This is a genomic window from Nitrospirota bacterium (assembly GCA_016180645.1).
GTDB lineage: Bacteria > JACPQY01 > JACPQY01 > JACPQY01 > JACPQY01 > JACPAV01.
This window is the reverse complement of the sequence record JACPAV010000005.1, coordinates 11,817-36,824: the sequence shown is the minus strand read 5'-3', so window position 1 is coordinate 36,824 and position 25,008 is coordinate 11,817. Positions and strand designations below refer to the sequence as shown.

The 25,008-nt window shown below is 61.8% G+C and carries 20 protein-coding genes; 13 read left to right on the top strand and 7 right to left on the bottom strand.

Going from position 1 to position 25,008, the window contains the following annotated elements:
• Nucleotides 1-65: 65 nt before the first annotated feature.
• Entirely contained in the window at nucleotides 66-725 is a 660-nt protein-coding gene (locus HYT87_04305) for a prepilin-type N-terminal cleavage/methylation domain-containing protein (protein MBI2058973.1), read from the bottom strand.
• A 609-nt stretch (nucleotides 726-1,334) separates the two neighbouring features.
• Between HYT87_04305 and HYT87_04300 the strand changes: the two genes are divergently transcribed.
• Together HYT87_04300 and HYT87_04295 are read left to right on the top strand one after the other, a co-directional pair.
• Nucleotides 1,335-1,805 (top strand): transposase, encoded by a 471-nt coding sequence (locus tag HYT87_04300; GenBank protein MBI2058972.1) that lies wholly within the window; start codon nucleotides 1,335-1,337, stop codon nucleotides 1,803-1,805.
• 249 nt (nucleotides 1,806-2,054) lie between these two features.
• Complete coding sequence (locus HYT87_04295; protein ID MBI2058971.1) at nucleotides 2,055-4,061, top strand: hypothetical protein; 2,007 nt, start codon at nucleotides 2,055-2,057, stop codon at nucleotides 4,059-4,061.
• Nucleotides 4,062-4,363: 302 nt separating this feature from the next.
• On the opposite strand, the gene HYT87_04290 is transcribed toward HYT87_04295, so the two are convergent.
• Entirely contained in the window at nucleotides 4,364-7,528 is a 3,165-nt protein-coding gene (locus tag HYT87_04290) for a DUF4175 family protein (GenBank protein MBI2058970.1), read from the bottom strand.
• Nucleotides 7,529-7,589: 61 nt separating this feature from the next.
• On the opposite strand from HYT87_04290, the gene HYT87_04285 reads away from it, so the two are divergent.
• The 11 genes from HYT87_04285 (at nucleotide 7,590) to HYT87_04235 (ending at nucleotide 18,387) form a co-directional block, all read left to right on the top strand.
• On the top strand, nucleotides 7,590-8,852 hold the full coding sequence (locus HYT87_04285) for a glutamate-5-semialdehyde dehydrogenase (protein MBI2058969.1): 1,263 nt from the start codon (nucleotides 7,590-7,592) through the stop codon (nucleotides 8,850-8,852).
• Between the two features lie 7 nt (nucleotides 8,853-8,859).
• Nucleotides 8,860-9,510, top strand: a complete 651-nt coding sequence (gene nadD / locus HYT87_04280; protein ID MBI2058968.1) for a nicotinate (nicotinamide) nucleotide adenylyltransferase — start codon at nucleotides 8,860-8,862, stop codon at nucleotides 9,508-9,510.
• 7 nt (nucleotides 9,511-9,517) lie between these two features.
• Nucleotides 9,518-9,985: a ribosome silencing factor gene (gene rsfS / locus HYT87_04275; GenBank protein ID MBI2058967.1), complete on the top strand. Its 468-nt coding sequence runs from the start codon at nucleotides 9,518-9,520 to the stop codon at nucleotides 9,983-9,985.
• Between the two features lie 28 nt (nucleotides 9,986-10,013).
• Nucleotides 10,014-11,312, top strand: coding sequence for a tetratricopeptide repeat protein (locus HYT87_04270; protein ID MBI2058966.1), 1,299 nt, complete (start codon nucleotides 10,014-10,016; stop codon nucleotides 11,310-11,312).
• Between the two features lie 60 nt (nucleotides 11,313-11,372).
• Nucleotides 11,373-12,605 (top strand): 2,3-bisphosphoglycerate-independent phosphoglycerate mutase, encoded by a 1,233-nt coding sequence (locus tag HYT87_04265; protein MBI2058965.1) that lies wholly within the window; start codon nucleotides 11,373-11,375, stop codon nucleotides 12,603-12,605.
• Between the two features lie 64 nt (nucleotides 12,606-12,669).
• Nucleotides 12,670-14,043 carry an alkaline phosphatase family protein gene (locus tag HYT87_04260; GenBank protein ID MBI2058964.1) on the top strand — a complete coding sequence of 458 codons (1,374 nt, stop codon included), beginning with the start codon at nucleotides 12,670-12,672 and terminating at the stop codon, nucleotides 14,041-14,043.
• A complete protein-coding gene (locus HYT87_04255) occupies nucleotides 14,040-15,899 on the top strand; it encodes a hypothetical protein (protein ID MBI2058963.1) in 1,860 nt (619 codons plus the stop codon). Before HYT87_04260 ends, HYT87_04255 begins: the two co-directional genes overlap by 4 nt.
• 16 nt (nucleotides 15,900-15,915) lie before the next feature.
• Entirely contained in the window at nucleotides 15,916-16,236 is a 321-nt protein-coding gene (locus HYT87_04250) for a hypothetical protein (GenBank protein MBI2058962.1), read from the top strand.
• A gap of 102 nt (nucleotides 16,237-16,338) precedes the next feature.
• Nucleotides 16,339-17,346 (top strand): PhoH family protein, encoded by a 1,008-nt coding sequence (locus HYT87_04245; GenBank protein ID MBI2058961.1) that lies wholly within the window; start codon nucleotides 16,339-16,341, stop codon nucleotides 17,344-17,346.
• On the top strand, nucleotides 17,306-17,812 hold the full coding sequence (gene ybeY / locus HYT87_04240) for an rRNA maturation RNase YbeY (GenBank protein MBI2058960.1): 507 nt from the start codon (nucleotides 17,306-17,308) through the stop codon (nucleotides 17,810-17,812). The genes HYT87_04245 and ybeY overlap by 41 nt, the downstream gene beginning before the upstream one ends.
• Nucleotides 17,813-17,823: 11 nt before the next feature.
• Nucleotides 17,824-18,387, top strand: coding sequence for an SRPBCC family protein (locus HYT87_04235; protein ID MBI2058959.1), 564 nt, complete (start codon nucleotides 17,824-17,826; stop codon nucleotides 18,385-18,387).
• A gap of 61 nt (nucleotides 18,388-18,448) precedes the next feature.
• On the opposite strand, the gene HYT87_04230 is transcribed toward HYT87_04235, so the two are convergent.
• The 5 genes from HYT87_04230 to HYT87_04210 form a co-directional block, all read right to left on the bottom strand.
• Nucleotides 18,449-19,222 (bottom strand): hypothetical protein, encoded by a 774-nt coding sequence (locus HYT87_04230; protein MBI2058958.1) that lies wholly within the window; start codon nucleotides 19,220-19,222, stop codon nucleotides 18,449-18,451.
• Nucleotides 19,223-19,232: 10 nt separating this feature from the next.
• A complete protein-coding gene (locus HYT87_04225) occupies nucleotides 19,233-20,237 on the bottom strand; it encodes an AAA family ATPase (protein MBI2058957.1) in 1,005 nt (334 codons plus the stop codon).
• A gap of 3 nt (nucleotides 20,238-20,240) precedes the next feature.
• A complete protein-coding gene (locus HYT87_04220) occupies nucleotides 20,241-22,307 on the bottom strand; it encodes a tetratricopeptide repeat protein (protein ID MBI2058956.1) in 2,067 nt (688 codons plus the stop codon).
• A gap of 199 nt (nucleotides 22,308-22,506) precedes the next feature.
• Nucleotides 22,507-24,201, bottom strand: coding sequence for a hypothetical protein (locus tag HYT87_04215; protein ID MBI2058955.1), 1,695 nt, complete (start codon nucleotides 24,199-24,201; stop codon nucleotides 22,507-22,509).
• The gene (locus HYT87_04210) at nucleotides 24,198-24,944 is read right to left on the bottom strand and encodes an ABC transporter ATP-binding protein (protein ID MBI2058954.1); all 747 of its coding nucleotides are present in this window, start codon (nucleotides 24,942-24,944) and stop codon (nucleotides 24,198-24,200) included. The genes HYT87_04215 and HYT87_04210 overlap by 4 nt, the downstream gene beginning before the upstream one ends.
• Nucleotides 24,945-25,008: the final 64 nt, after the last annotated feature.

The window sequence follows — 25,008 nt, the reverse complement described above, 5'->3', positions numbered from 1 at the left end:
GAGCGCGGAGTGCTGAGTGCTGGGTGCTGAGTGTTTCATGGGCATTCCTCCCGTTTCCGCCTGGTTTACCACGCATCCGTTTGGTCGTCGGTGTATCCGGTGGCGGCCGAATTGTCGCCGCACGCCTTCACGACGCCCTCGAACTCCCCGTAGCTTTCGTAGACCCAGGCGATGGTGCCTGGGTTGTTGGTGGCGGGGCAGGTCCAGGTCGCCGAGCAGCAGAGAACGGAAGCGGCGGAGGCGGTGCCTCGGGCATTGAGATTGGCGACGCTGGGCGCGTTGGTGGAGTCCATGTTTTCGACGATGGAGATCTGGTCGGTTTGACCAGTGATGGCGGCGTCTTCAGCGCCCCAGCCGGCGTTGGCAAGCAGGCTGGTATTGGTGAGTTCATTCGTCGGTACGTGCAGCTCCATGAACCAACTGTGATAGACCACGTTGGCGAATCTGGGGATGCCCCTGGACACCAAGGTTCGGCTGGCATAGTCCATCACCATGGCGGCTCGGATGGCGCCCAAGGCGCCGCGCGTGGCGGCGATGTCGGCCTGCCGCGAGAGGTTCACGAAGCGGGGCACCGCGATCGAAGCGAGAATCGCGATCAAGATAATGATCATGATCAGCTCGATCAGAGTGAAACCGGCGCGGCTTCGCGCCCGTGACGCTTGACGCGTGACGCGTGACGCAGGATCGGATGAAATGAAAGTTCTGTTGGGGGTTGTGCGGCTCATAGGCGCACCTCCTTCGTGGTATGTTGCTCGTGCTGAAAGTTTCATCTGGTGGAGCAAAGAGCAAGCCCCGTACCACAGGACGGTAAGTGGCAAGTGGTTAATAGTACATGGAGTGTCAAGCAAGAGGGGAGGACGGCGACTGTAACCTTGGGTTCACAGCGTGTAACCGGTTTCCCATTTGGCCTTGCTATCAGTCCGTAGGGGCGGATCTTCAAATCCGCCCCTCTTGGCGCCGAATCGTAGGGGAGGGTCTTTAGACCCTCCCGAAAGAGGGAGCATGCAAGAGGGAGCATCTGAAGATGCTCCCCTACGAGGAGCCCGAACACGGGAGGGTAGCAAATCGTAGGGGCGGATCTTTAGATCCGCCCCTCTTGGGAGCATCTAAAGATGCTCCCCTACGAGGAGCGTTGGCGATGTTGGTTTATTTGTAGGGGAGGGTGTTTACATCCTCCCGGATCAGCGCCGATTCTCGGCGCCGAATCGTAGGGGCGGATCTTTAGACCCTCCCGAAAGAGGGAGCAATTCGTAGGGGCGGATCTTTAGATCCGCCCGTCTTGGGAGCATCTAAAGATGCTCCCCTACGAGATCAATCTGCGGTAGACTGACTCCATGGGGGAGCGCAGACGGATACGGCTTGATCGGGCGGCTTACCGCCAAGGTCACGCGTTTTCTTTGACGCTGTGCACCGCGGATCGCGCCAAGCATCTTGAGCGAGCGGAGTTGGTGGATGTGTTTGTGCCCTTGCTCCGGCGCGCGGCTGATTCGCTGTGCGCCGAGGTGTTTGCCTATTGTTTCATGCCGGACCATTTGCATCTCCTGCTGCGATGTCCGGCAGGTGGCGACGTGGTCGAGTTTGTCCGCATGTTCAAGATCCTGACGACTCATGAGGGCCGGAAAGTCGGCGTGCCTGCACCGCTCTGGCAGCGGTCGTTCTACGACCATGCGCTTCGATTGGAAGAGAGCATTGAGAAAGTTGCGAGGTACATTTGGGAGAACCCGGTCCGTCGCGGTCTCGTATCCGACTACCGCCGGTTCCCACATTCCGGTTCGTTCGTTTGGGCCGATTGGAAGACCATGTAGGGGACGGTGTTCAAACCCTCCCGGATTGGCGCCGATTCTTGGCGCCGAATCGTAGGGGAGGGTCTTTAGACCCTCCCGAAAGAGGGAGCAATTCGTAGGGGCGGATCTTCAGATCCGCCCGTCTTGGGAGCATCTAAAGATGCTCCCCTACGCATGAAGCCCGTCTTGGGAGCATCTGAAGTACCAAATCGTAGGGGAGGGTCTTTAGACCCTCCCGAACTGGGAGCATCTGAAGATGCTCCCCTACGCATGAAGAACTTGAAGGCCGATACGAGCCGTCTCGAAGAGTTCGAGATCGTTCCGACTGCTGACACGGAGGCGTCTTCAGAGTACGCGGTGACGTTGCCTGCCGGAATCGTGACCGTGCATGATGCGGGGAGTTACCTGGAATTCTTCGATGTCCGTGGCGTTCCGGTGGTTCGTTTCCATTATTCCGTGGCCATGGACTCGCTGGGAGAGGCGAGGAACGGCAAGGTGGCATTGAAGGGCGTGGGCGAAGCGGACGAAAAAGGCCGGCGTCTGATTCTGGGTGACTCGCTGAGGATCGCGACCCACGTGGATTTGGGCGGCCTCACGCCCCCCATCGTCATCGACCCCGGCTGGTCGTCCACGGGCTCGATGGCTGTGCCACGCATCCTTCATTCCGCCACATTGCTGCCAAGCGGCAAAGTCCTGGTGGCGGGTGGTCACGACGGGGTGAACGCGGCGTTTAGGTCGGCTGAATTGTATGATCCACCATCTGAAAGCTGGTCTTCAACCGCAAGTATGTCGTTCGGGAGGTATTTGCATGGCGCTGTGCTGCTACCTACAGGTGAGGTGCTTGTCATGGCCGGGGGCCACTATCCCCTGATGGCTACGGAGCTGTATGATCCTGTTACGAGCGTGTGGTCTCGAACGGGGAATTTGCAAGTGGCCAGACAGGATCATTCCGCAACTCTGCTCGCATCGGGTAAGGTCGTGGTGGCTGGGGGACTGAATCCTTTTGGCACGACAGACTCAGTGGAAGTGTATGAGCGTTCCACCGGAACTTGGACTCAAGTGGCTCACCTGACCAAACCTCGGCGGTCGCACTCAGCCGTGCTGCTGGCATCGGGGCAGGTTCTGATTGCCGGCGGCGTCACCGCGTGGTACGACTCATCCTCCGAACTGCTGGACCCCACTACAATGTCATGGCTGCCCACAGGCGCTATGCTAAACCCCAGGGTCGACTTTACATTGACTCTCCTGCCATCGGGAAGGGTGTTGGCGGCGGGCGGTCTTAGTCCTTATGTTGAGCGATCTGCCGAGGTTTATGACCCCTCGACCGGTGTTTGGACGAGCACTGGATCGATGAGTTTTGGCCGGCAATGGCTCAGTGCTACGCTGCTGACCTCAGGTAGGGTCCTTGTCGCTGGTGGTCGATCGGAGGGAGGGAGCATTCTGGCTTCTTCGGAGATCTATGACCCGGCCGCGGGCGCGTGGACTATGGCCGGATCGATGACATTCAGACGATTCAGTCACCCCGCGGTTTTGCTCTTGACGGGGAAAGTTCTTGTCGCCGGCGGCTATTACGGAAGTTCGTACCCTCTCCTCGCAAGCGCTGAACTGTTTGACGAAGGTTTCGTCCCTCCTTCAAATCAGCCGCCCACAGCGAGTGCAGGGGCAGACATCTTAGCCGAGTGTGTGTCGTCCGGCGGGGCGTTGATCGCTCTCGATGGTTCGGCTTCGAGTGATCCCGATTCCTCGCCCGGCACGAACGACGATATTGTGACGTTCGAATGGTTCGAGGGGACGACGCTTGTCGCGACGGGCGAAACGGCGAGCGCAACGATGTCGCTCGGAAGCCATGCGATTACGCTGAAAGTCACAGACAGCGACGGGCTCTCGGATACGGATGACGTGCTGGTGACGGTCTCGGATACGACGGCGCCGACGCTCTCAGTTTCGGTCTCGCCCAGTTCGCTCTGGCCGCCGAATCACAAGATGGTTCCGATTACGGCCGCCTTCAGCGTGTCCGACGTTTGCGACGCAAGCCCCGCCGTGGTCCTCGGCTCTGCGACGAGTAATGAGCCGGACAACGGTCTGGGCGACGGCGACACGGAGAACGACATCCAGACAGCGGGCGGCCTCCAGCTTCGCGCCGAACGCTCCGGAACCGGCACGGGGAGAATCTACACGCTGACGTATCAAGCGACGGACAGCTCCGGAAACTCCACTACCGCCACGGCCACGGTCACGGTTCCGCACGATCAAGGAGAAGGGCAGGGGCAAGGCTAACAGAATGCGTAGGGGAGGGTCTTCAGACCCTCCCGACAAGAGGGAGCATCTGAAGATGCTCCCCTACGAATCGGCATTCTGTTAGAGGCTCTAAGTAGAAATAAGCGTTCAGCGGTCACGCCTGCGCAGCCATCCATGGCGCTCCGGGTACGGGGCCGGAAGGACCGATTCGGTCACCTCGGCTACAGAGGGAGGCATTTTCATCGTTCGCAGGTGGCCATTTGGCCATGACGACCGACCCCATTCCTACTCCGCGATGCTGCGGCTTCCGGGAACTGGGATTTCGCGCTGACACGCAGGGGCTATTTCAGGAGTTCTTCGTAGTATTTCTTGACGGGTTTTTCGTACTTGTCGGGATATTTTTCCTTCATCGCCTCCAGGAGATCCTCGCGGAATTCCTTGGGGACCTTGTGCTGGTCGGAGGTGGGGATCTGAACCTTCTGGGTGGGAGCGCCGTACTTGCCTTCCTGATGTGAAGGTCGGGAACCCCACGGCCATGCCGAGGGGAACGGCATGGACATGCCGGGCGCGCCCGAGCTCATCCCGTTGAGGGCTTGCTGAAGGTTCCCCTTGGCTTCGCGAATTTTCTGGATGGCTTGGTCCTGCGGCGTCAGCGCGTCCGAATAGCCGTTTCGTCCAAGAGCCTGTTGGGCGGACTTCATATCCTCCGCGGCCTGTCCCAGCTTCGAGGAAGGATTCTTGCCCACGAAGGGGACGGAGCCGGAGAGCTCCTCAAGCTTCTTGGAGAGATCGCCGGTGCTCTGGGCCAGGCGTCCTTGACGCTCGGTCAACCCCGGCCCGTTCGATCGCCCGCTGGGCGCCCCTTGTTCGCCCTGTGGCTCGCGTCCGGATGAAACCCTTGGCGACGGGGCGGTTTCGGGCGGCGCCTGAAGGAATTGAACCAGCTCCTTGGCAACATGCTCCGCGTCGCGGACGTCGGACGCCAGTTTCCGGGGCGGATCCGCCTTCTGAATTTCGGCCGGCGGCCAACGCGTGAGCTGATCCGCGCCCTGGAGGGCCATCTCGAGGCTTCGCGCGGGAGGGAGGAGTTCGCGCGGGGCAACCCGATCGAGCTGCTCGGCGAGTTGGGCCCGGAGGGCGAGGGCGTTTTCGAGACTCATTCGCATCCGACCGGTCCAATCCGTTGCGCCGTGGGCCGATTCCATGCCGGAGAGAGACTGCTCCGCGCTCTGGAGATGCCGCTGGATCTGTTCGAGGGCCTGTCGAATCCAGACCTTGGCATCCCGCGCGTCGCCCGATTGACCTGCCTTGGACTGCTCGAACGTTTCCTGGCGCAACTGGGACTGGTCTTTCTCAAGCTGCTCAAGGGACTGGTACATGGATTTGGCTTTTTCGTACTGCGCCTCATCCATTCGCTGCGCGCCCTTCTGGGCGGAATCCACCGTCGTCATCAGTTTCTGCAATTCGTCCCGCAGTTGAGCCAGCAGTTTTTGGGCTTTTTCGGAGTCGCCGCTTCGAAGAGCTTCGCGAATCTGGGCCATCAGATCCCCCAGTTGCGCGGTTTTTAGCGACTGCATCGCCTCCGGATTCAGCAGTTCGTCGGGAATCTGCCTGGCGGTTTTCATGAGCTTCTCGTACAGCGACGCCAGCGTCCGTTCCAGCTCCTGAAGCTTGCGCTCCAAGGCGGCCGAGGCCTTCGGATCCCGCAGGTTGGCTTGCTTCAAAAGATCGGTCAGCGTTTCCTGCTGGTGGAGGGCGTCGTTGAAACCGGTGTAGGCGTCGGTGAGGGCCTGCATGTCGAAGAACCGGTCGAGCAAGAGGACATCTTCCTCCAACTCCTGTACTTCGGGCTGAACTTTCTGGACGAACAGCGGCGGGGGCGAGAGGTCGGGCGTTTCGCCCTCACCGGGTTTCATTTCATCCTCGGCGGAGCGGCGGGGGGAAGACGGAACACCCAGAATCTCCGGATTTTGGGCCAGGAAGAGCGCCTTCTCGCGATTGACCGTCTCGATGTCCTGTTTCATGACCGCCAGGATCTGGATCCAATCGGCGGACATGCGTTCGTCGTCCGCGATCCCGCCCAGGACGTCGCCGAGGTACTGCGACGTCTCGCGGAGTCTCGCATCGATGGTTTGGTGGGCGGTGAGCCGGCCGGGGCCGTCCATTCCGGCCACGGTGGTGGGCAGTTCGAGTCCCAAGGTCTGGATCAGGCTTTCCCAGACGGCCTTCAGCTTCTCCAGTTTCGCCCGGTGCTCGTGATCGCCGCTGAGAATCTCAAGGAAGCGAATGTCGGACGTCCCGAACTTGGGGCCGGAGACCGTGTCGTTGTCCCACGCGCGCACGCCGATGCCGATCAGCTCTCCCGGCTTCGGCTGGAGCTGTATGAGTTCGAGGATGTAGGTGCCGGACGCGCTTGAGGGTTCGCCTTCCAACCGTTCGAGAGGCATGGGCGATTCCTCCTTCCCGCGGAAGAGCACCAGCTCGAAACGCCGCAGACCGAAATCGTCATCCGCCGAGTACTGGATGGGGATCCTTCCGGTCTCCTCCGCCGTCATGTCAGCCGGCGGTTGAAGCAAGGCGACGTGCGGGCGCCGGTCCTCAATCAGCTTGAGATTTGCGGCGGAGGGGCTGACCCATTTTTCACCCTTGAGTCCCAGGCCCTCGATGCGAAGACTTTGTTCGGCCAGGACATCGAAGGAGGCGAAGACATCCGAACCGGAAACCTGTGCCGGCAGGTTGGTCCCTGCGCTGGAGGAAAGAGAGGCGGTGCGCAGATGCTCCCGGGTGGAAGCGGTCAATTCGACCCTGCTCCCTTTCAGCACTTGGAGTTCCGGGACGCCGAGGACCTTCTCTTCGGGAGGCCAGGCGGCGTACGCCGGGGGATGGACCCGGACGGCGACGCGTTGCAGGGCCAAGTGTTTCACCGAGGCATAGGGCAGCATCTGGGCGATCCGTGCGGGCAGCATGAGCGCCAGCCACTCCACGTGGCGCTCCGGCGAGAGAACGGCGGCGGCGGATGCCAGAAGCGTGGCGGCGAGGGACGCCTGGAAAAGGCGGCGGGAAACACGGCGATCCGTTTCGACAACGCGAGACAGATCCATCCTGGAGGTCTGAGCCTCGGCGAACTGAACGGCGGCGTGGCGGAAGGGGTCGCCGTCGGCTCCCTTTGTGGGGACACGCAGGTGTGCCAGGGTGCGTAGCGGCTGGTAGGGCAGCCCCGAGGCGTTCTCCAGCCATGCGAGCCTGCGGAGACGGGGGAGACGCGGCAGGACACGCGGCATTCCGGCGAGGAGGAATACCATTAAGGCCGCCCCGAGGATGGCGACCCCCGGTAGGGGCGGTGGGGGGAGAAGGGCAACGTCGAATTCGGAAAGAACGGCGCAAAGGTAAAAGGGGAGGATCAGCGCGAGCGGGAGTGCTGCCGCTCCCTGTCGCAATCCAAGCGACACAAGTTTGACCAAAGCTCGGCGAAGAACTCGGTCCAACAATCCCGATCGATCACCCACGGAAATGACTTTACTCCGGGGTCCGGTTTTCTTCAATCCGGGCATCTGTTACCATCGCCGGATGGCGCGGGATTTTTCCATATTGGCGAGGGAAATCGGTTCGAAGGCGCGGGAGGCGGCCGCGGGCATGGCCCGTGCGGGGGTGAGCGTGAAGAATCGTTTCTTGACGGCGGTTGCCGATCGTTTGGGCGGCTCCCAGGATGCGCTCTTGCAAGCCAATGGCGACGACGTTTCCGCGGCCCGCCGCGCGGGGACGGCAGCGGCCCTGGTGGACCGGCTGACGCTGGACCCCAGACGGGTCATGGGGATGGCGGCCAGTCTTCGTGAGATTGCGGCCCTCCCGGATCCGGTCGGCGAGATTTCCGGCATGTGGGTGAGGCCGAACGGTCTGCGCGTGGGACGGATGCGCATCCCCCTGGGGGTGGTCGGGATTATTTACGAGGCACGGCCGAACGTAACGTCGGATGCCGCCGGGCTGTGCGTGAAGTCCGGAAACGCCGTCGTGCTGCGGGGCGGCTCGGAGGCCCTCCGTTCAAACCGTTTCATCGCGGAGTTGATGAGGGAGGAACTTCGGCGAGTGGATCTTCCTGAGAATGGAATTCAGCTGGTGGGGGAGACGGACCACGCGTTCGTGGACGAATTGCTGAAGCTCGAGCAGTACATCGATTTGATTGTACCGCGCGGCGGCGAGGCGCTCATCCGGAGCGTGGCGGAGAAGTCGCGGATTCCGGTGGTGAAGCACTACAAGGGCGTTTGCCATGTCTACGTGGATGAATTCGCAGATCTCGCGATGGCGCGTGAGATCTGCCTGAATGCCAAAGTCCAGCGCCCCGCCGTATGCAATGCAATGGAAACGCTGTTGGTGCATGAGGAAGTCGCTGTGCCCTTTCTGAGAGATGCGGGTGCGGCACTGGCGGCGCAGGGCGTGGAGATTCGAGGATGCCCGAGGACGCAGGCGATCCTGCCGGCGGCGAAGGCCGCCGTGGAGGCCGACTGGTATGAGGAATACCTCGGCCTGATTCTCGCCGTGCGGGTGGTGGACGGACTGGACGAAGCGATGGCGCACATCCGGAAGTACGGATCGCTCCACACGGAGAGCATCGTGACGAGAGACTACGCGCGCGCCGAACGGTTCGTCCGGGAGGTGGAGTCCTCCACCGTGGTGGTGAACGCTTCCACGCGATTCAGCGACGGGTACGAACTCGGCCTGGGGGCGGAGGTGGGGATCAGCACGTCCAAGATCCATGCCTACGGCCCCATGGGGCTCCAGGGTCTCACCACGCAGAAGTTCGTGGTCTACGGGAACGGCCAGATCCGCACGTAGGCGAAGCTTGAAGCCCCTTCGGATCGCCGTCTTCGGCGGCACCTTCGATCCCGTTCACTTCGGCCACCTCCGCTCGATCCAGGAGGTCCAGGACCGGATGCGGTTCGACAAGGTGTTCATCATTCCCAATCGCCGGCCTCCCCACAAGTCGGATCGCCACCCGGCTCCATTCAATCACAGGCTGTCCATGCTTCGGCTGGCTTTGGGTCGAAACGCCGTTATCCAGGTGTCGGACATCGAAGGAAGGCGCGGAGGCCCTTCGTTCACCGTCGAGACGTTGAGGCAGCTCCAGGCCTCGCGTGTCGGCGCACGGCTGTTCCTCATTCTCGGAGTGGACAGCTTCGCTGAAATCGGGACGTGGAAAAGATTCCGCGAGGTCCTCGACGACTGCGATATCGTGGTCATGGAGCGTCCCGGCCGGAAAGAGCGGAAGGGGGCATCGTGGATCCCGCTTGAAGTTCGGCGCCTCTACGGGTATGATGCTGCGAAAGGCGTGTACAGGAACAAGGCGAACAAGACGCTTGCGCTGGTCAGAGTGACGCCTTTCGATGTTTCGGCCAGCGCGGTGCGTCAAGCGGTCAAGGAAGGCCGATCGATCCGGTTTCTCACTCCCCCCGCCGTCGAACGCTACATTCAGGAGCATCGTCTTTATCGCTAGTTCGGGGTTGACCCACCCGCACGCGGGCACGGCCGAGGCCGCTTCCCATCTTGGATCTCCCAAGACCGGGATCCGAAACGGCCACCTCACTCCGGATGCCCTTCTCCGGCGCTGCGTGGATTGCCTGGAGGAGAAACAGGCCCAGAATATCGTCGTCCTGGACGTGCGTGCCCTCTGCTCCTATACGGACTACATTGTGGTGGCGAGCGGGTCTTCCGACCGGCACATTTCCGCCATGGCCGAGGGGCTGTTGCAGCGACTTCGGGAGGAAGGCGTCCGCCCGCTCGGATGCGAGGGCCTTCGATCGACGCAGTGGGCGCTGATCGATTGGTCGGACGTGGTGGTTCACCTCTTTCACGGATCGGTGCGAGAGTACTATGATATTGAAGGGCTGTGGTATAATGCGCCGCGATTGACCATGAAACAACAATCGTCGGGCCCCATCCCGGTCGCTCCGTTAGACTCCCGATCCTAGCGAGCGAGCCCCTTTCTTTTCATCGGCCATGTGGTTTGTCTTTCTCGTTCTCCTGCTCGGAGGCTCCGCCTATCTCTACTGGCTGAACGACTGGTTTAAGGACGAGATCGTCGTCGTTTTGCGGCAGGGCGTGGAGGGAACGGCCATGCCGCTGGGCGTTCTGGTTTTTCTGGCGGCCTTGGGAGGAGCGATCCTGGCCGGCGTCACCTCTTCGATCAACCGCGGTCGAAGGGCGATGCGGCGATGGTCGGCCCGCAAGACGGATCGGAAGAAGGCCGTGGCCGACGAGTTCTACCGGAAGGGCATGATGCGTCTCCTCATGGGCGACGTGGCCGTGGCCCGGGAGCAGTTTGCGCAGTCGCTGGACGTTTTTCCCGACTATGCCCCCGCGCGGGTGGCGGAGGTGGAGGCCTTTCTCAAACTCGGAGACACGGCCGGCGCGAAGAAGAGAATAGCGGCGCTGGTGGCGCGCGAGCCGAAAAATCTCGACTATGCCTTCAAGCTGGCCCAGGTGCTGATGCAGAACGGGGAACATCTAAGCGCCGCGGAGGAGTTAAGGCGGATCATCAGCCAGGACGGTCGCCGGCACGAATGGTGGACGCTTCTCGCCCGGTGCTATCGAAACTCCGAACGGTGGGAGGACGCGCTGGAAACGGTGGAGAAGGCCATCAAGATGGGGGGCAATCCGGCGGAATTGGATACCCTGCAAAAGGAGACGGCGTTCCTGCGCGCCAAATCGCTCGATTCCGCGGGGGACTCGGACGGCGCCTTGCGCGTCCTCAAGAGCGAGTTCTCGGACCACTCGGATTTTGTTCCGGCTCACCTTCTGTGGTCGACCATCCTTCAAAAGCAGGACCGTGGGGAGGATGCCGCCGAGCATCTGGAAAAATGCTACGCGCGCTCCGGCGCTCCGCTCTACCTGCCCGCGATCGAAGACCTTTGGATCGGGCGGCATGAACCGAATCGGATGATCCGCCTGTACCGGAAAGCCGTGGCTGAGCACGCGGACTCCCTGACGGTGCGGATGCTCTACTCGAACCTGCTCCTGCGTCTTGGGTTGATCGACGAATCGCTCGACCAGCTTCATGAACTGGAGGAGAGCGGACAGAACACGCCGTTGGATGCACACCTGCTCTCCGGCGAAGCCCACTATCGCCGGCAGAATTTCGAGAAGGCGTGCGTGGAGTATCGCAAGAGCCTGGGACCCGAAAACCAGCTTGTTCTTTCCTACACCTGCGAGACCTGCAAGCGCCCGGCGCCCGCCGGGTATCAAGACGCCTGTCCTTCGTGCGGCACCATCAACGGCCTGCGCCTGAGCCTGGCGTAGGCGGCGCCACCGGGGCATGCGGCGCTGAATGCTGACCGCGGACGTGTCACGTCCAACGTGATGGCCGACCCGTTCTCCGCGGACTACTCCGCCATCCTGGGCGATCTCGTCCAAGTAACGGAGAGCCGAATTCTTCTCATCGTGATGGATGGGCTGGGCGACATGCGGAGCCGTGAGCTTCCGCGCACGCCGCTCGAAGCGGCCCGGACGCCGGAGCTGGATCGGTTGGCCAAAGAAAGCGCGCTGGGCCGTCTCGTGCCGGTCCTTCCGGGGATCACGCCCGGGAGCGGTCCGGGCCATCTTGCGCTGTTCGGATATGATCCCATCGAGTTTCAGATTGGCCGGGGCGTGTTGGAGGCGGTGGGACTCGACGTGCCGCTGGCGGAGGGGGATGTCGCCGCGCGCGGGAACTTCTGCACGGTGGATCCCTCGGGCAAAGTGTCGGATCGCCGGGCGGGTCGGATTCCCACGGAGAAAACGCAGGAATTGTGCGCGCGTATCCGGAAGGCCGTTTCGGAGATCGACGGCTGCCGCGTCATCATCGAGCCGGGGATGTCGCACCGATTTTGTGTGGTGTTCCGTGGAAAGGGGCTTTCGGCGGATCTCTCGGATGCCGACCCGCAGAAGGAAGGAAAGCCGATCCCGGCGGTTCAGGCGCGATCCAAGTCGGCGGCGAAGGCTGCGAAGGCGGTCAATCGATTCGTCGAGGAGGTGGGGAAACTTCTGCGGAAAGAGCCCAAAGCCAACGGAGCGCTCCTGCGGGGATTTTCAAAGAAGCCGGAGATTCCATCGATGAAGGAGAAGTTCGGCTTGGAGCCCACCTGCATCGCCACCTATCCCATGTACCGCGGTCTGGCGCGGCTGGTCGGCATGGCGGTCGCGAAAGTCGATCCGCCCAGCATGGAGGGAGAGCAGAAATGCCTTCTGGCGATGGATCGGCGGCAGACGTTCGTCTACTTTCACTGGAAGGCCACGGACCAGGCGGGCGAGGATGGAAACTTCGAACAGAAGGTGGCCGCCATCGAACAGGTGGACAAGGCGCTGCCGGTCCTCCTGGGGGCCGGATTCGATGCGTTGGCGATTTCCGGCGACCACTCCTCGCCGGTCCCCATGAAGGGCCACAGTTGGCATCCGGTGCCGGTCCTGGTTTGGAACAAATGGGGGGGGGGCGACGGGTTGGACCGGTTCTCGGAGACTTCCTGCAATGGCGGCTCGCTGGGCATCATCCCGATGAAGTGTCTCATGCCGCTTCTGCTCGCGCATGCCATGAAGCTCAAGAAGTACGGGGCATAACTCTATTAACCCTCTGAAAGAGCGCGTTTTCCTTTTCCTTCTGGATGGCGCCAGGCCGGACGTCATGCGGCGCCTTCTCAGCGAGGGTCAACTTCCGCAGATCCGGAAATGGTTGGTGGAGCCGGGGACGTTTACCGAGGCGGTGACCTGTTTCCCTTCCACCACCGGCCCGGCCTATCTGCCGTTTCTCACGGGGAGATTTCCCGGTCACTGCAATCTTCCGGGGATCCGATGGATGGACCGGAAGGAGTACGAAGAACGTTCGTGGTCCTCTCGGAGGGTGAGAAGCTATGTCGGTTGGGAGAGTTTTCTCATGAACACGGATCTGCTGGAGGGAACCACAACCCTGTTCGACCGTCTGCGCGGCGGCGTCAACGTCTTCTCACCCATCTCGTCCCGGAAGGGCGTGGGGCATGAGCGCGGGCGGCTCTCCAAAGCGCTGCTCTTCACCTATGCGCACTACACGGAGCACTGGGAGGCGGTGGATTCCGTGGCCCGGGCGCGATTCGCGCGGGCGGTGGACGCGGGGGAACGGTTTGTGTTCGGGGCCTTCATGGCCGTGGACGAGCTGTCCCATCATATCGATTCGGTCGATGAACGCGTTCTCCGAGTCTACAGGCAATTCGATGCGTTCATCGGGCGAATCTGCGAAGGATTGAACCGATCAGGCCGACTGGATCGGTCGATCCTGGGGGTCATCAGCGATCACGGAATGACGCCGGTGAACCGGCATTTGGAATTGACCACGTTTTGTGAGGAACACGGGCTGAAAACGTTTTCCTATCCCCGGATCTACCGCCACTGGCGGAACGCCGAATGCGCCGTGATGGTTTCCGGGAATGCGATGGCCCATCTCTATCTGCGGCGAGGTGATTCGTGGGGTCCGGCGCACGCCTACGACGATCTGACCCCGGCGCAGAGGAAATTTCTGAACGCCCTGTGCGGACGGGACGAGGTGGACTTTCTGGCCTTGCGAGAAGCGGGCGGGGGAGTTCGAGTGCTGAACCGGGATGGCCATGCGAAAATCCGAAGGAGCAAGTCGGGAATCTCGTATGCGCCGGTCGATGCCGATCCTCTGAAATTCGGAAAGGTTGCGTTTGGGGACGACGAAGAGGCGCTTCACGCGACCGTCGATTCCGACTATCCTGATGGCCTGGTGCAAATGGAGCAGATTTTTTCCTCCGCGCGAACGGGTGATGTGATCGTTTCCGCTCGAAGGGGATCTGACCTGCGATACCGCTATGAATGGCCCGAGCACCATTCCTCACATGGCTCGTTCATTCGGGAGCATATGATGACTCCTCTCATTCTTAACATTAAGGTTAGACCGGAACCGATGCGCACGGCCGATCTCTACCCGACTCTTCTGGAGGCGCTCGGTGAGCCGGTGGAGAAGCAGTTGGACGGCGTAAGCCGGCTGCAAACAGCTTCCAAATGAGTTTTGCGCACCTCTTGGGATTGGCCCTGTGGGTCGGCACCGTGGGCACGGAGGACTACAGCCGGCCCGATACGCGCGTCGCGGAAGCCTGGGCGGCCGGGCGGGAGGCGATGCAGTTGGGGGACCTCCAGCAAGTCCAGGCGGGGTTGGACAAGATCTATCAATGGCAGTCGGATTCGGGGATCCGCAATCTTTTTACCGTCAGCCAGAGCCTTCTCCGGGCGGGACTGAAGGCGGAGAGGGAGCGCGACCAGCAACGGACTCAGTTGTACCTGGACTACGCCGGAAAGATGTCTCCTCAGCTTCTGGACGTGGAGTTGGTCCGCGCCACGATTCATCTGAGGCACCAGCCGTTCGACGTGGTCACGGCGCTCCTCATGGTCGTCAAGGGCCTGGTTCAAGCCTCCAACAGCGCTACCTTCGTGGCGCGTTGGATCCTGTATGGGGTAATGCTCGCGGCTACCGCCATCGGGCTGTTCATCCTCACCGTCTTGACACTCCTGCTTCGCCGGCCGATTCAATCGGTGGCCCATCTCATCGCCCAGGCCGTGCCTGTGCCCCTGCCGGCTTTTCCGATACGGCTGCTGCTTTGGGGCGGATTTCTCTTCCTCGTGCAATGGGGTCCTGGATTCGCCGTTCTCGCGGCGCTTTTGCTGGTCGGAATTCTCGGGCAACGGCGGGAGCGATACGCCGCAGGGGCCTTGGCCGTGCTGTTGGCGGCAGTCCCGTGGGCCGGGGAAAGAGCGGCCGTCCTCTGTGCAGGACTCGGATCGCCCCGGTTCGTCGAAATGTCTTCGTGGCGGGACACAACCGGATCTCACGCCTTCGTGCGGGGGGTCGAGGAGCGGTGGACTTCGAAGAGCGGAAATCTTTCTCCCACCGAAGCTCTCCTCCTGGGGGCCGAGTTCAAGCGGCGCGGGGATTTCAAGGCGGCGGCGGATGTGCTGAAACCCCATCGCGCCGATCCGGAATTGAAGGCCGTGGTTCTCAACAACTTGGCGGGCGCCAGGGTGGCCCTCTCCGATTTCAAAGCGGCCGTCACGGACTATCGCGCCGCCATCGGAGAGAGTCCCGCCGCGGCTCTCTACCACTACAACCTATCCCAAGTACTCGTCCGAAAACTCCTGCTGCCGGCGGAGGGGGAGCAGGAGATCGCCACGGCGGGAGGGCTGGACCGGGAGTTCGTTCAGGGGTTGATCGCGAAGTCGTCGGATAACCCCAATCGATTCGTGGTCGATGAGCCGATACCCTTGCGAACGATTCTCCGTGTGGGCTGGGAGGAGGGATCTCAGCAGGGCGTGGCCGGGTTCCAGACGCTTTGGGAGTCGTTCGCGCCGAGACTGGCGCCGATTCAGGGCATGATCGCTTTCGCGGGAGCGGCGGCGATCTCGCTGCTGGCCGCGGTGTTTCTGGGTGGATGGTCCCTCTCGTTCTCCTGTAAGCGCTGCGGATGCGAGGCGTGCCGGTGGTGCAAGGAGTCGCAGGAAGGCGCCGCGCTGTGTCCTGAATGTCACCTTCTGTACGGAAAGCGGGTGGAGGTGGAAGGCCGGAGCCGGGAAGAGAAGGACGCCGAGATCCGGCGCTACGGGGCGCGGACGGCACGGGTCCGGCTGGCGGCTTCCGTTTTGCTCCTCGGCGGAGGACAATTCTTGAATGGGAAATGGGTCAAAGGGTTGATCGGTCTTTTCATGTGGTCATTGATCCTGGGAGCCTGGCTTGCGCCGAACCGGCTCTTTGCCCCGATCCTTCAGGCCTGGGTGTGGGACGGCGTATGGGGATTCACCGGGATCGGATTCATTCTCTGGGTATTTTACCTTGCGGGAACGATTAGGACGGGTCGCACAGCACTCGGTTGAGGTCCTGAAGCACCTGGTGCTTGGGGCCGCAGCCGTGGCGGTGGTGTTTCTTGCCCTCCGAGGGCTCGTGGGGGCGTCCGGCGGCCCGCGCCATTCGGCCCCACCCTTCGACGTGATCCAGAGGTGGATGAGCGGGCTCCAGAAGCTGAACGTCAGGGATGCCGTGGACACCTTCTATTGGGAGAAGGGCCGGCTGCCGGGGGAGCTGAACGAGTTGATCCAGGACGGAATCGTGAAACCCGGCGACATGACGTTTCCTTGGGGCGAGCCGTATCTCTACGAAACCTACGCCAGCGGCGTTGAAGAAGGTTTCTTCGTGTTCGAGCCGATGCGATGACGGTGGGAGCCATCAGGCACACGTCCTTCGACAGGCTCAGGACGACGCAAGGATTTCATGAAGTCCGTTCGTCGTGGTGAGCTTGTCGAACCACGAGCGATGATGACTGAGATCGAACTCACGGACAACGCCACCGCCCGGATGATTCTGGGGCGGGGGAGCGAGAACCTGCGTCTCCTCGAAAAAATCTTCGGGATCAAAGTCACCAGCCGCGGGCACCATCTGGCCGTCACCGGCGATGAAAAGGTGGTTCAGGAGGTGCGCGATCTGCTCGCGGTAATGTCGAAACTTCTCCACAAGGGGTACTCGCTGATGGACGGCGATCTGGAGCGCGTGGTGGACATCTATCGCGATCGCGGGCAGGAGGCGGTGGAGAGAGTCTTTGCGGACGAAGTGTACTTTACCGGCCAGAGCCTCAAGATCACGCCGCGCAGCCTCACGCAAAAGGCCTATGTGGAGGCGATCCGCCAGTTCGACATCGTCATCGGCATCGGCCCCGCGGGAACCGGGAAGACCTACCTCGCCATGGCGATGGCCCTGGGGTTCTTGAAGAACGGAAAAGTGCATCGCATCGCGCTCACGCGGCCGGCCATCGAGGCGGGCGAGAAGCTCGGGTTCCTTCCCGGCGATATTCTGGAGAAAGTGAATCCCTATCTCCGGCCGCTGTACGACGCGCTTCACGACATGGTCGAGTTCGAGCGGGCGCGCCGGATGGTCGAAAAGGGCGTGATCGAGGTGGCGCCGCTGGCGTTCATGCGCGGCCGGACGCTGAACGACACCTTCGTCATCCTGGACGAAGCGCAGAACACAACTCCCGAGCAGATGAAAATGTTCCTCACGCGTCTCGGATACAATTCCAAGGCCGTCATTACGGGAGACATCACGCAGATCGATCTGCCCCTGGACATGACCTCGGGACTTGTCCAAGCCGAGGAGGTGCTGCATGAAGTTCCGGGGATCGGCGTCATCCGGTTCAGCGACCGGGACGTCGTTCGCCATCCGCTCGTGCAGGAAGTCATTCGGGCCTATGAGCGGTACGAAACGAGGACCGGGGGGCCGCGGCGGAAGAATGGTCGTAACGGTCCTGCGGAAGAGCCGCCGAGAAGTTGACGCCGGGCGGCTCCAGGCCCGCGCCCTGCGCTTGTTGGAGCTTCTGAAATTGCCTCCCCATTCGGAATTGAATGTCCTTCTCCTTTCCGACGACGCGCTCAAGTCGCTTCATCGAAAACACTTCGGCCTGAACACGCGGACCAATGTCATTTCTTTCGGGCAATGGAAGGGTGGTTTTTCAGAAATTCGGTCGCTCGCAGCGGGCCGATTGCGTGGAGTGCCGATCCCCTTGGGCGATATCGCGATCTCCGTGGATCGCGCGAGGGCGGAGGCGGAAGCCGCGGGAATAGCGCTGGATAGTCGCCTGACGCAGCTCGTCATCCACGGACTACTTCACATACTGGGCCACGAGCACGAACGGGGCGGTCCCAAAGCCAGCGCCATGCGAAAGGCGGAATCCCGGCTGTTTGAGGCGGTGCATGGGGGTCGCCCAGGTGTTCGCAACCCGAACGGAGGCAATGCGTGAGCTTGTTCGACGTGTCGAAAGATCTAGGACGGAGGGCGTTGGAGGGCACGAACGGCCACGGGCCGGTGCTGTGGGTGCACGAGGATGGGGCGGGCCCCTATGTGACGGGCGCCATCGAGGTGGGAGTGGGGTCGGATACGGTGTGGGATCTGATCCGGAGCTACGAGCGACACCCCGAGTTCATTCGCGTGATTCTGGCCGAGGAGATCCGAAAGCAGACGGGCCGGAAGACTCTGGTGAGAATGAAATGCGGCCTGTCGATCCTGGCCGTCAAACTCGGGATCGACATGGAGGTGGAAATGCGTGAGGAGCCATCCCGAAGGATTGAGTTTTCACTCGTCCGGGGAAACACCTCACGGTTTGAGGGCTACTGGGCCGTTCACCCGCTGGACCACAACAAGTCCTGTCTCCTTACCCATGCGATGGGCGCCGATGTGACGGCGCTCGGCTGGTTCGTGGGCAAGCTGATCGAGCGCCTTCCCGGGGCGGACGGCGGCGTCCTCTCTGCTATCGTGACGGTAATTCTAAAGGACGTGAAACGAGCGGCTGAAAGTCAGCGCCCGTCGGTCCGATAGTCGCCACCCGCGCGATGACGCGGGCTGAAGCCCGCGGCTACCCGGAAGTAGAGTCGTGATCCTAGCGTCGCAGGTAGACGCCGCCGGTCCACTGCCCGACCTGCGTCGGTCCTTTGGAGAAGGGCAGGGGCAGGCGGGTGAGGGTCGCATCGGCGCGCAGGCCGATATCGCTACGCCGCCCGAATTCCATTCCCCACTGGTAAGCGAGATACAGTTGGAAGAGTGGGGTATTGACTTCCTCCCCGCCCGACGATCCCCGCTTTCCACGGGCGGTAATCAGGAGCTGACGGGCGCCGAGCGCCCAATGGCCGATGGCCGTTCGCCAGGCGAAATGCGAATAGATCGAGGCGACCGCGGGAAAGTAGCTTGACTCGCCCCACAACGCGGCCGCCGTGGCGCCGACGGCGATTCCGGGAGCGCGGGGGGTCCCCTCGACCAGGAGATGCTTCAGGCCAAAACCACTGGAGGGGTATCGACCGACCAAGCCCGTTGCGAGTGAGACATCGAACCGATAGGGAATGCCCACGGTGGCCATGATTCTGGGCGAGATGAGGTACGAGGAAGGATCGTTGTTCGGGGCGGCCTGGAACCAGGCGGACGAATCCGGGTCGACACGGCGAACGGTCAGGAGCAGTTCTCCCAGCCATCGACGTCCCAGGTTCTCCGGCTCGGCGGCGTGGGGCAGGGCCAAGGCTTCAGCCACGTCGAGGGTGAGTCTCTCGAAGTCGCGGTGCTCGGCAATCTTTCCCGGATCGAAGGACTGACTTTGTGCGACGCGCGCCGAGGCGGTCCACGCGACGGCGAGGGAAAGCACGGCGACTCGCATCCCGCGCACCCGCGCCTCGCTATCGCTTGCTTTCGAGGCTGTGGATGATCTGGTCGAGGTCGGCGCGCTCCTTCGACGGCTCATCCTCGGCCAGAACGGAAAAATCCAGTCGATAGGGGGCGGCGGCAATCGCGGGTGTGGATGCGGGCGAGGGGCGCACGACGGCAGGAGTGAAGGACGGGGCGGCCTGAGTGATCTGGGCTTGCTCACTCTCCGTCAGGCGCAGGTCCAACGCGATCTCCCGGATCAGATCGAGATCGATGTTCGACATTTTCCGAAGGTAGCCCTCGAGGAGGGCGTTGTCGCAGATGTTGTTGATGAGACGCGGAATGCCCTTCGTGTAGTGGTAGATCGCGTCCAAGGCCTCCTCGGTAAAAGGGTGCTGGGCGGATCCGGCCACCGTCATGCGATAGACGATGTAGCTGCGGGTGGTCACATCGTCGAAAGGGCGCAGGGTCAGGCGCATCGACACGCGCTGGGCGAGGGGCTGGTCCGCGTAAACGGCCGACTCCAGTTCGGGAAGGCCGAACATGATGAAGGTGATGAGTTTGCCTTCGCCGGTTTCGAGGTTGAGCATCCCGCGGATCTCCTCGAAGATCTCCTTGTCGCGGAGCATCTGGGCCTCATCGATGATCACGACCGCTTTCTTCTTTTCCTGCTGAATGTGGACGAGTCGTTCAAACAGCTGACCCATGAGGGGGACCTTGTCCTCGTAGGGATGCTCGACGCCAAGTTGGATGGCGACTTTTCGGAGAAGCCAGTCGCGCGTGACATTCGGGTGGACGATGACCAGGAGGCTGGCGATGTATTCGGCCTCTGAGAGTTCATCGAGAATCCGGCGGGCCAGTGTGGTTTTCCCCGAGCCGACCTCGCCGACGAGAATGGCGAGCCCCTTCATCGCGGCCGCGGCGTGAAGGAGACGGGTCAACGCGCGGTTGTGCTCCTCGTTCTCAAAAAAGAAATGTTTCAGCGGAGCATTCGAGAAAGGCTCCTCCTTGAGGTGGTAGAAACTCAGATAAGCCACAGCTCAGATATACGCGATATTGAAGCGCGGGAGAACAGCAGTCGATGGGTCCGGCCGAGCGGCCGGGGGGAGGTCCTCCAGCGGAGAGACAACCGTTTCCGGGGTGGGTGCCGGCGATTCCTCGAAGACGGGTGCGCCATCCTCCGGAGCAGGCCCGAGACGGCCGAGCGCCTCCGAGGCGTCAGGTTCGTCGGGCCGGAGGCGGAGGATCTCTTGGTAGCAGCCGATGGCATCTTGGATTTGTCCCAATCGTTCATAGGCCATGGCCGCCTCGCAAAGCAAGTACAATTTCCGCTCCTCGTCGTGCCCGTGAATGGACAGCGCTTGGGCTGCATCCTCGACCAGTTCCACCCACTCCGAGGCTTCCCGACGGCACGAAAGCTTGAGAACCAGGCTGCGCACATCGCGGGTATCAGATCCATCGCCGCCCGCGGAGAGGACCTCGATGGCCTCTCGATGGCGGCCGAGGAAATAGAACGCAAGCGCCTGCTGGTAGGCATCCTCCGCTTGGCTCAGCCCTGCCGACCCGGCGGTGGGCGGGTGAACATGCTCGGATGGCGTGGCGGGCCCTGCCGCCGGCGGGGGTTCGGCACCGAACTCGGTGGAAATCTCGGACATGGGGGAGAGGTCCAGTTCCGATGGCGCTGCGCTGGATCCACCCCCCCAGTCGACCGCGCCGGAAGAAAAATCAGGAGGTGGAGAAGGCGACAAGCCTGCATCCACGCCCAGCGACGAGGGAGACGGCGGCTCTTCTTCCAACAGAATCGGCTCTTCCAACGGTTCCTGGAAAGGGAGAGCAGCGGGTTCGGCAGGGACGCCGGTCGTGGCGGCGACTTGTTGAGCCGTGATTTCCATCGGGGATTCCTCGAGGATCTCGATCTCATCGAGCGGCTCCGCCGGTGCCGGGGGCGTCGGAGCTGATCCCATTTCAGCGGCTTTCGCTTGAAGAAGGGCATCGGCGGGGAAGCGTTGTTGTGCCTCCCGCAAACAGTTCTCAGCCAGATCGCGAATCTTGTATTTCAGGAGGAGATCGATCTTGTCGGCCCACTGTTGTGCCGTGGGTGCCGGGGAGGCTTCGGCCGCGCGCCAAGGAACGTTTCCATCATACGGCGGCCGGCCCATGAGCGCCGCCTCCGCCACCGGGACCGTCTCCTCGGACATCTGCGCCTTGGTGGAGAGATCGCGGAGATCGATCTTCGCCTGCTGATTCTCCGGGTCCAGCCGCACGATTTGAGTGAGAATCTTTTTTAGAAGCTCCGGTTCGGGATCGTGAAGCTGGCACCGATTGTACAAGGCAAGGTACTGACGCAGAGATCCCGGCTTGTTTCCTGTTTGGTCCAGCGCGTCACACAGGCGAAGATGCACGGCCGTATTCTGGATGACGCCGTTCTCCACGGGCTTCTGGAGGAGTTCAACAATCCGCGCGTGTTGCTTGTCGGATGCCAACTGGCGCGTGAGTTCTCCCAGGGCGTGGAGGTTTGCCGGATCATAGGTGAGAGTGAGTTCGAAGAGAGAAACGAGCAACTCGGTGTTCTTCTCGGCCGCATAGCCCTTCTCCAACGGCTCAAGAAGGCGTACGGCCTGTTGCGTTTCGCCCTTCTTGAAGAGAATCTCCCCTTGCTTGAGCAGGAAATGTTTTCGCTGGGGGTCGAGGGCGAAGAGCTGGGAGTAGATGTCCAGGGCATCGTCGAGGAGCCCGTCGGATTCGCAGGTTTGGGCGACCAACTCGAAATGCTTGACGGCCTCGGGGATCAGGTTGGCCTTGAGATAGAGATCGGCGAGCTTGAGATGGATTTCCGAGGACCCGGGATCGAGGTTGAGCGCCTGTTTGAAGACGGCGATGGCTTTTTGCCCGAATCCGGCCTGGACGAAAAGATCCGCCGCCTTGAAATACGCTTCGAGGGACTCTTCGCGCCGTCCGAGGCGGTTGTAAATGTCGCCGATCTGGATGTGGATCTTGGCGTCTTCCGGATCGATTTCGAGGATCTTCTCGAATTCCTTGAGGGCCTTTTCGTGCTGGCCCTTCTGGAGGTACTTTTGACCTTGAGAGAAGAGAGATGCCTTATCCAATCCGCACCGGGCCTCGTGCCGAGCTGAGGTTCCTCCTGCCGGATGATGGGGGTCGTTCCATGTGCTGTTTTTCCGTCACCTGTTTTCCGGGATGTGCGGGGCCGGCCCGAGCCTGCGCGCGAGGCTGATGCACTTTGTATATTATATCGGCAGAAGAGCGCTCTTCGCAAGCCAACTCGCCGCCGAGGGACTCCTGGTGTCAGGGCTCAAGTGTGCCCAATCGCCGAATCCCGAGCCGGAGGGACAGGGTGGTGGTGGCCACAAGAAGGGCGAGGGCCGCCGCGAAAGAGGCGCCCATGCCCAGCCACTGGTGGGTCTGAATCGTCCATCCCTTGAACTGCGAAAGGTAGTAGAGATAAACGGGCCAGGCCTCCAGCGCGGCCACAAGCGCCAGCAGGAGCATCGACGCGATCATGTACATCAGGCCGCCGAACCCCGTGGAGATGCGGGCGGGATTCTCGACGTGAAACCGCGGGTAGAGTGTTCCGAAGCACAACGCGAGGGCCACAATGGCAATGCCCGACAGGAAAGTGGTCGTGGCGGACAGCAAGTGCATGAATCGGCTCGAGCCGAGGATCACGTTGGAGGCCACGGTCAGCACCAGGCCCAGTGCCGTGAGGGGTACGAACCCGACGAAGAACTTGGCCGCAAAGAGGTGCCGAGCGGAGACCGGCGCCGTGCGAAGAAGCCAGAAGGCGCGTCCTTCCAGACTGATCAGGGGAAAGACGAACCGGGCCGCCATCGCCGCCATGACGAAGCCGCAGAGCCCGAGATTGAGAAAAGAGACGATCGTTTCGAGGGCGAACTGCGAGATGGGGAACCGCTCACGAGGGAGCGCATGGAAATTGTAGAGGTACGCAACGATCAGGGCTCCGATCAGGATGATTTGCGACCACTGGGAGGGATCGCGGAAGAAGGTGCGAATCTCTTTGTAGACGACGGATCCGAGGGGGCGCGGGAGGGGACGGAGAAGTCGACCGAGGATGGCCTGTCCTTTTCGGGTGTTCGTGGGAGTGCTGCGCCGGGTCTCCTGCGCTTTCGAGAGGAGTGTGGGGTAGGCTCGACGCATCACCGCGGAGATCAGGATGAAAAGTGAAGCGGCGGTCGTTACGAGCAGGCCGAGGTAGAAGGCGACCTCGTCCCACCGGCCGGCCAGGCTGTCCAAGATCGAATGAGCCAGCCAGGTGCTCGGCAGCCAGGGTGAGCTTGGCGCTCTGAGGGAGGCGATGTAGCCCATCATGCTTTTGAAAGAAGAGGGGTCGACCAGTTTTTCGGGCCGCATGAAACGAATGACAAGATAGAGGGCCGCGAAGAGGCTGATGCTTCCGACGAAGGCGGCATCGCGCGTTCGTCGAGCGGGAAACGCCAGGCCCAGAAGAAGGATGATGGCCACCGCCACGGCCGCGGGGATCACGAGGAAGGCCAGAAGCCCGGCGCCGAGCGCGGGGTAGAAGGCCGGTCCGGCCCGGTAGAGGAAGGCGTATGCGTAGAAAATGGGGAGAGCGAAGAGGAGGAACATCCACGAGCTGTGAAGGAGTGTCTCCAGGAACTTTTTCTGGAACAGGGCCTCGGACGGCACGGGAAGGGCTTGGAGCAGTTCGAGGTCTTTGGAGAGCAGGAGCGTGGAGACGGCGACGACGACGCTGCTGTACAGGAGCAGGGCGAGGAAGAGGAGCGTCATCATCATGAGAAGTTTTGAGATGAGAATGTCTCCCACCAGTTCGGTCGACTGGAAATGGCGAAGGAGCCGCAGAAAGGAGAAGAAGATCGCGGCCCAAAAGCCGCTTGCTCCGAGGAGGAGGGCCACAGCCTTGATCTTGGAGTCGCGGGTGGGACGGCGAGCTGCATTCCAGAATGCGTACCAGCCCGGGAGATGGAGGCGAAGGAGCGTCATGCCGGCGCGGAGGGATGCGTTTCCTCGCGGACAAGAGTCAGAAATACATCCTCCAGTGTGCCGTGGTCGGACCCCGAATATTTTCGGAGGTCATCCAGGGATCCCGCAGCAATGAGACGGCCTTGATGAATGATGCCCACCCGGGCGCAAATATCCTGCGCCACATCCAACGAATGCGTTGAGACAAAGAGCGTCGTTCCTTCGCGGGCCAACGCCCGGAACAAGTTCTTGATTTGGCGGGCGGCGGCCGGATCGAGGCCCACCATGGGCTCATCGACGATCAGGACGCGTGGGCGATGGAGGAGCGCTCCACCGATGGCGAGTCGCTGCTTCATGCCGTGGGAGTAGGTCTCGATGAGATCATCCTTCCAACCCGTCAGCTCGAAGAAGGTGAGTAATTCCGAGATGCGGCTCCGGCTTTCGGACGGTTCGATGCGCCGGATTCCGGCCAGAAAACCGAGAAACTCCTCCCCGGTCAGTTTTTCATACAGGAAAGGACGGTCGGGGATGACGCCGGTAATCGATTTCACACGCAAGGGATCTCGGCCGAAATCGATGCCGTCGATCACGATGCGGCCGTTGGAAGGCTGGAGCATGCCTGCCAGCATTTTGATGGTGGTTGTCTTGCCGGCGCCGTTGGGGCCGAGGAAACCGAAGATCTCACCGCGGGGAATCTCCAGATTCAGATTGTCCACGGCCGTGAAATCGGCATAGCGCTTGGTCAGCTCCTCGGTGTGGATCATGACATGACCGCCGGGGGATTTGAGATTTGAGATTTCAGATTGCGCAACTGGAGTAGTCGAAGAG

Bases quoted from the DNA above. Each gene is read 5' to 3' on its own strand.
- HYT87_04270 (MBI2058966.1), top strand. From the start codon at position 10,014: ATGTGGTTTGTCTTTCTCGTTCTCCTGCTCGGAGGCTCCGCCTATCTC.
- HYT87_04260 (MBI2058964.1), top strand. From the start codon at position 12,670: ATGCGGCGCCTTCTCAGCGAGGGTCAACTTCCGCAGATCCGGAAATGG.
- ybeY (MBI2058960.1), top strand. From the start codon at position 17,306: ATGGTCGTAACGGTCCTGCGGAAGAGCCGCCGAGAAGTTGACGCCGGG.
- HYT87_04295 (MBI2058971.1), top strand. From the start codon at position 2,055: ATGAAGAACTTGAAGGCCGATACGAGCCGTCTCGAAGAGTTCGAGATC.
- HYT87_04255 (MBI2058963.1), top strand. From the start codon at position 14,040: ATGAGTTTTGCGCACCTCTTGGGATTGGCCCTGTGGGTCGGCACCGTG.
- HYT87_04305 (MBI2058973.1), bottom strand. From the start codon at position 725: ATGAGCCGCACAACCCCCAACAGAACTTTCATTTCATCCGATCCTGCG.
- HYT87_04300 (MBI2058972.1), top strand. From the start codon at position 1,335: ATGGGGGAGCGCAGACGGATACGGCTTGATCGGGCGGCTTACCGCCAA.
- HYT87_04265 (MBI2058965.1), top strand. From the start codon at position 11,373: ATGGCCGACCCGTTCTCCGCGGACTACTCCGCCATCCTGGGCGATCTC.
- HYT87_04245 (MBI2058961.1), top strand. From the start codon at position 16,339: ATGACTGAGATCGAACTCACGGACAACGCCACCGCCCGGATGATTCTG.
- HYT87_04215 (MBI2058955.1), bottom strand. From the start codon at position 24,201: ATGACGCTCCTTCGCCTCCATCTCCCGGGCTGGTACGCATTCTGGAAT.
- HYT87_04285 (MBI2058969.1), top strand. From the start codon at position 7,590: ATGGCGCGGGATTTTTCCATATTGGCGAGGGAAATCGGTTCGAAGGCG.
- HYT87_04210 (MBI2058954.1), bottom strand. From the start codon at position 24,944: ATGATCCACACCGAGGAGCTGACCAAGCGCTATGCCGATTTCACGGCC.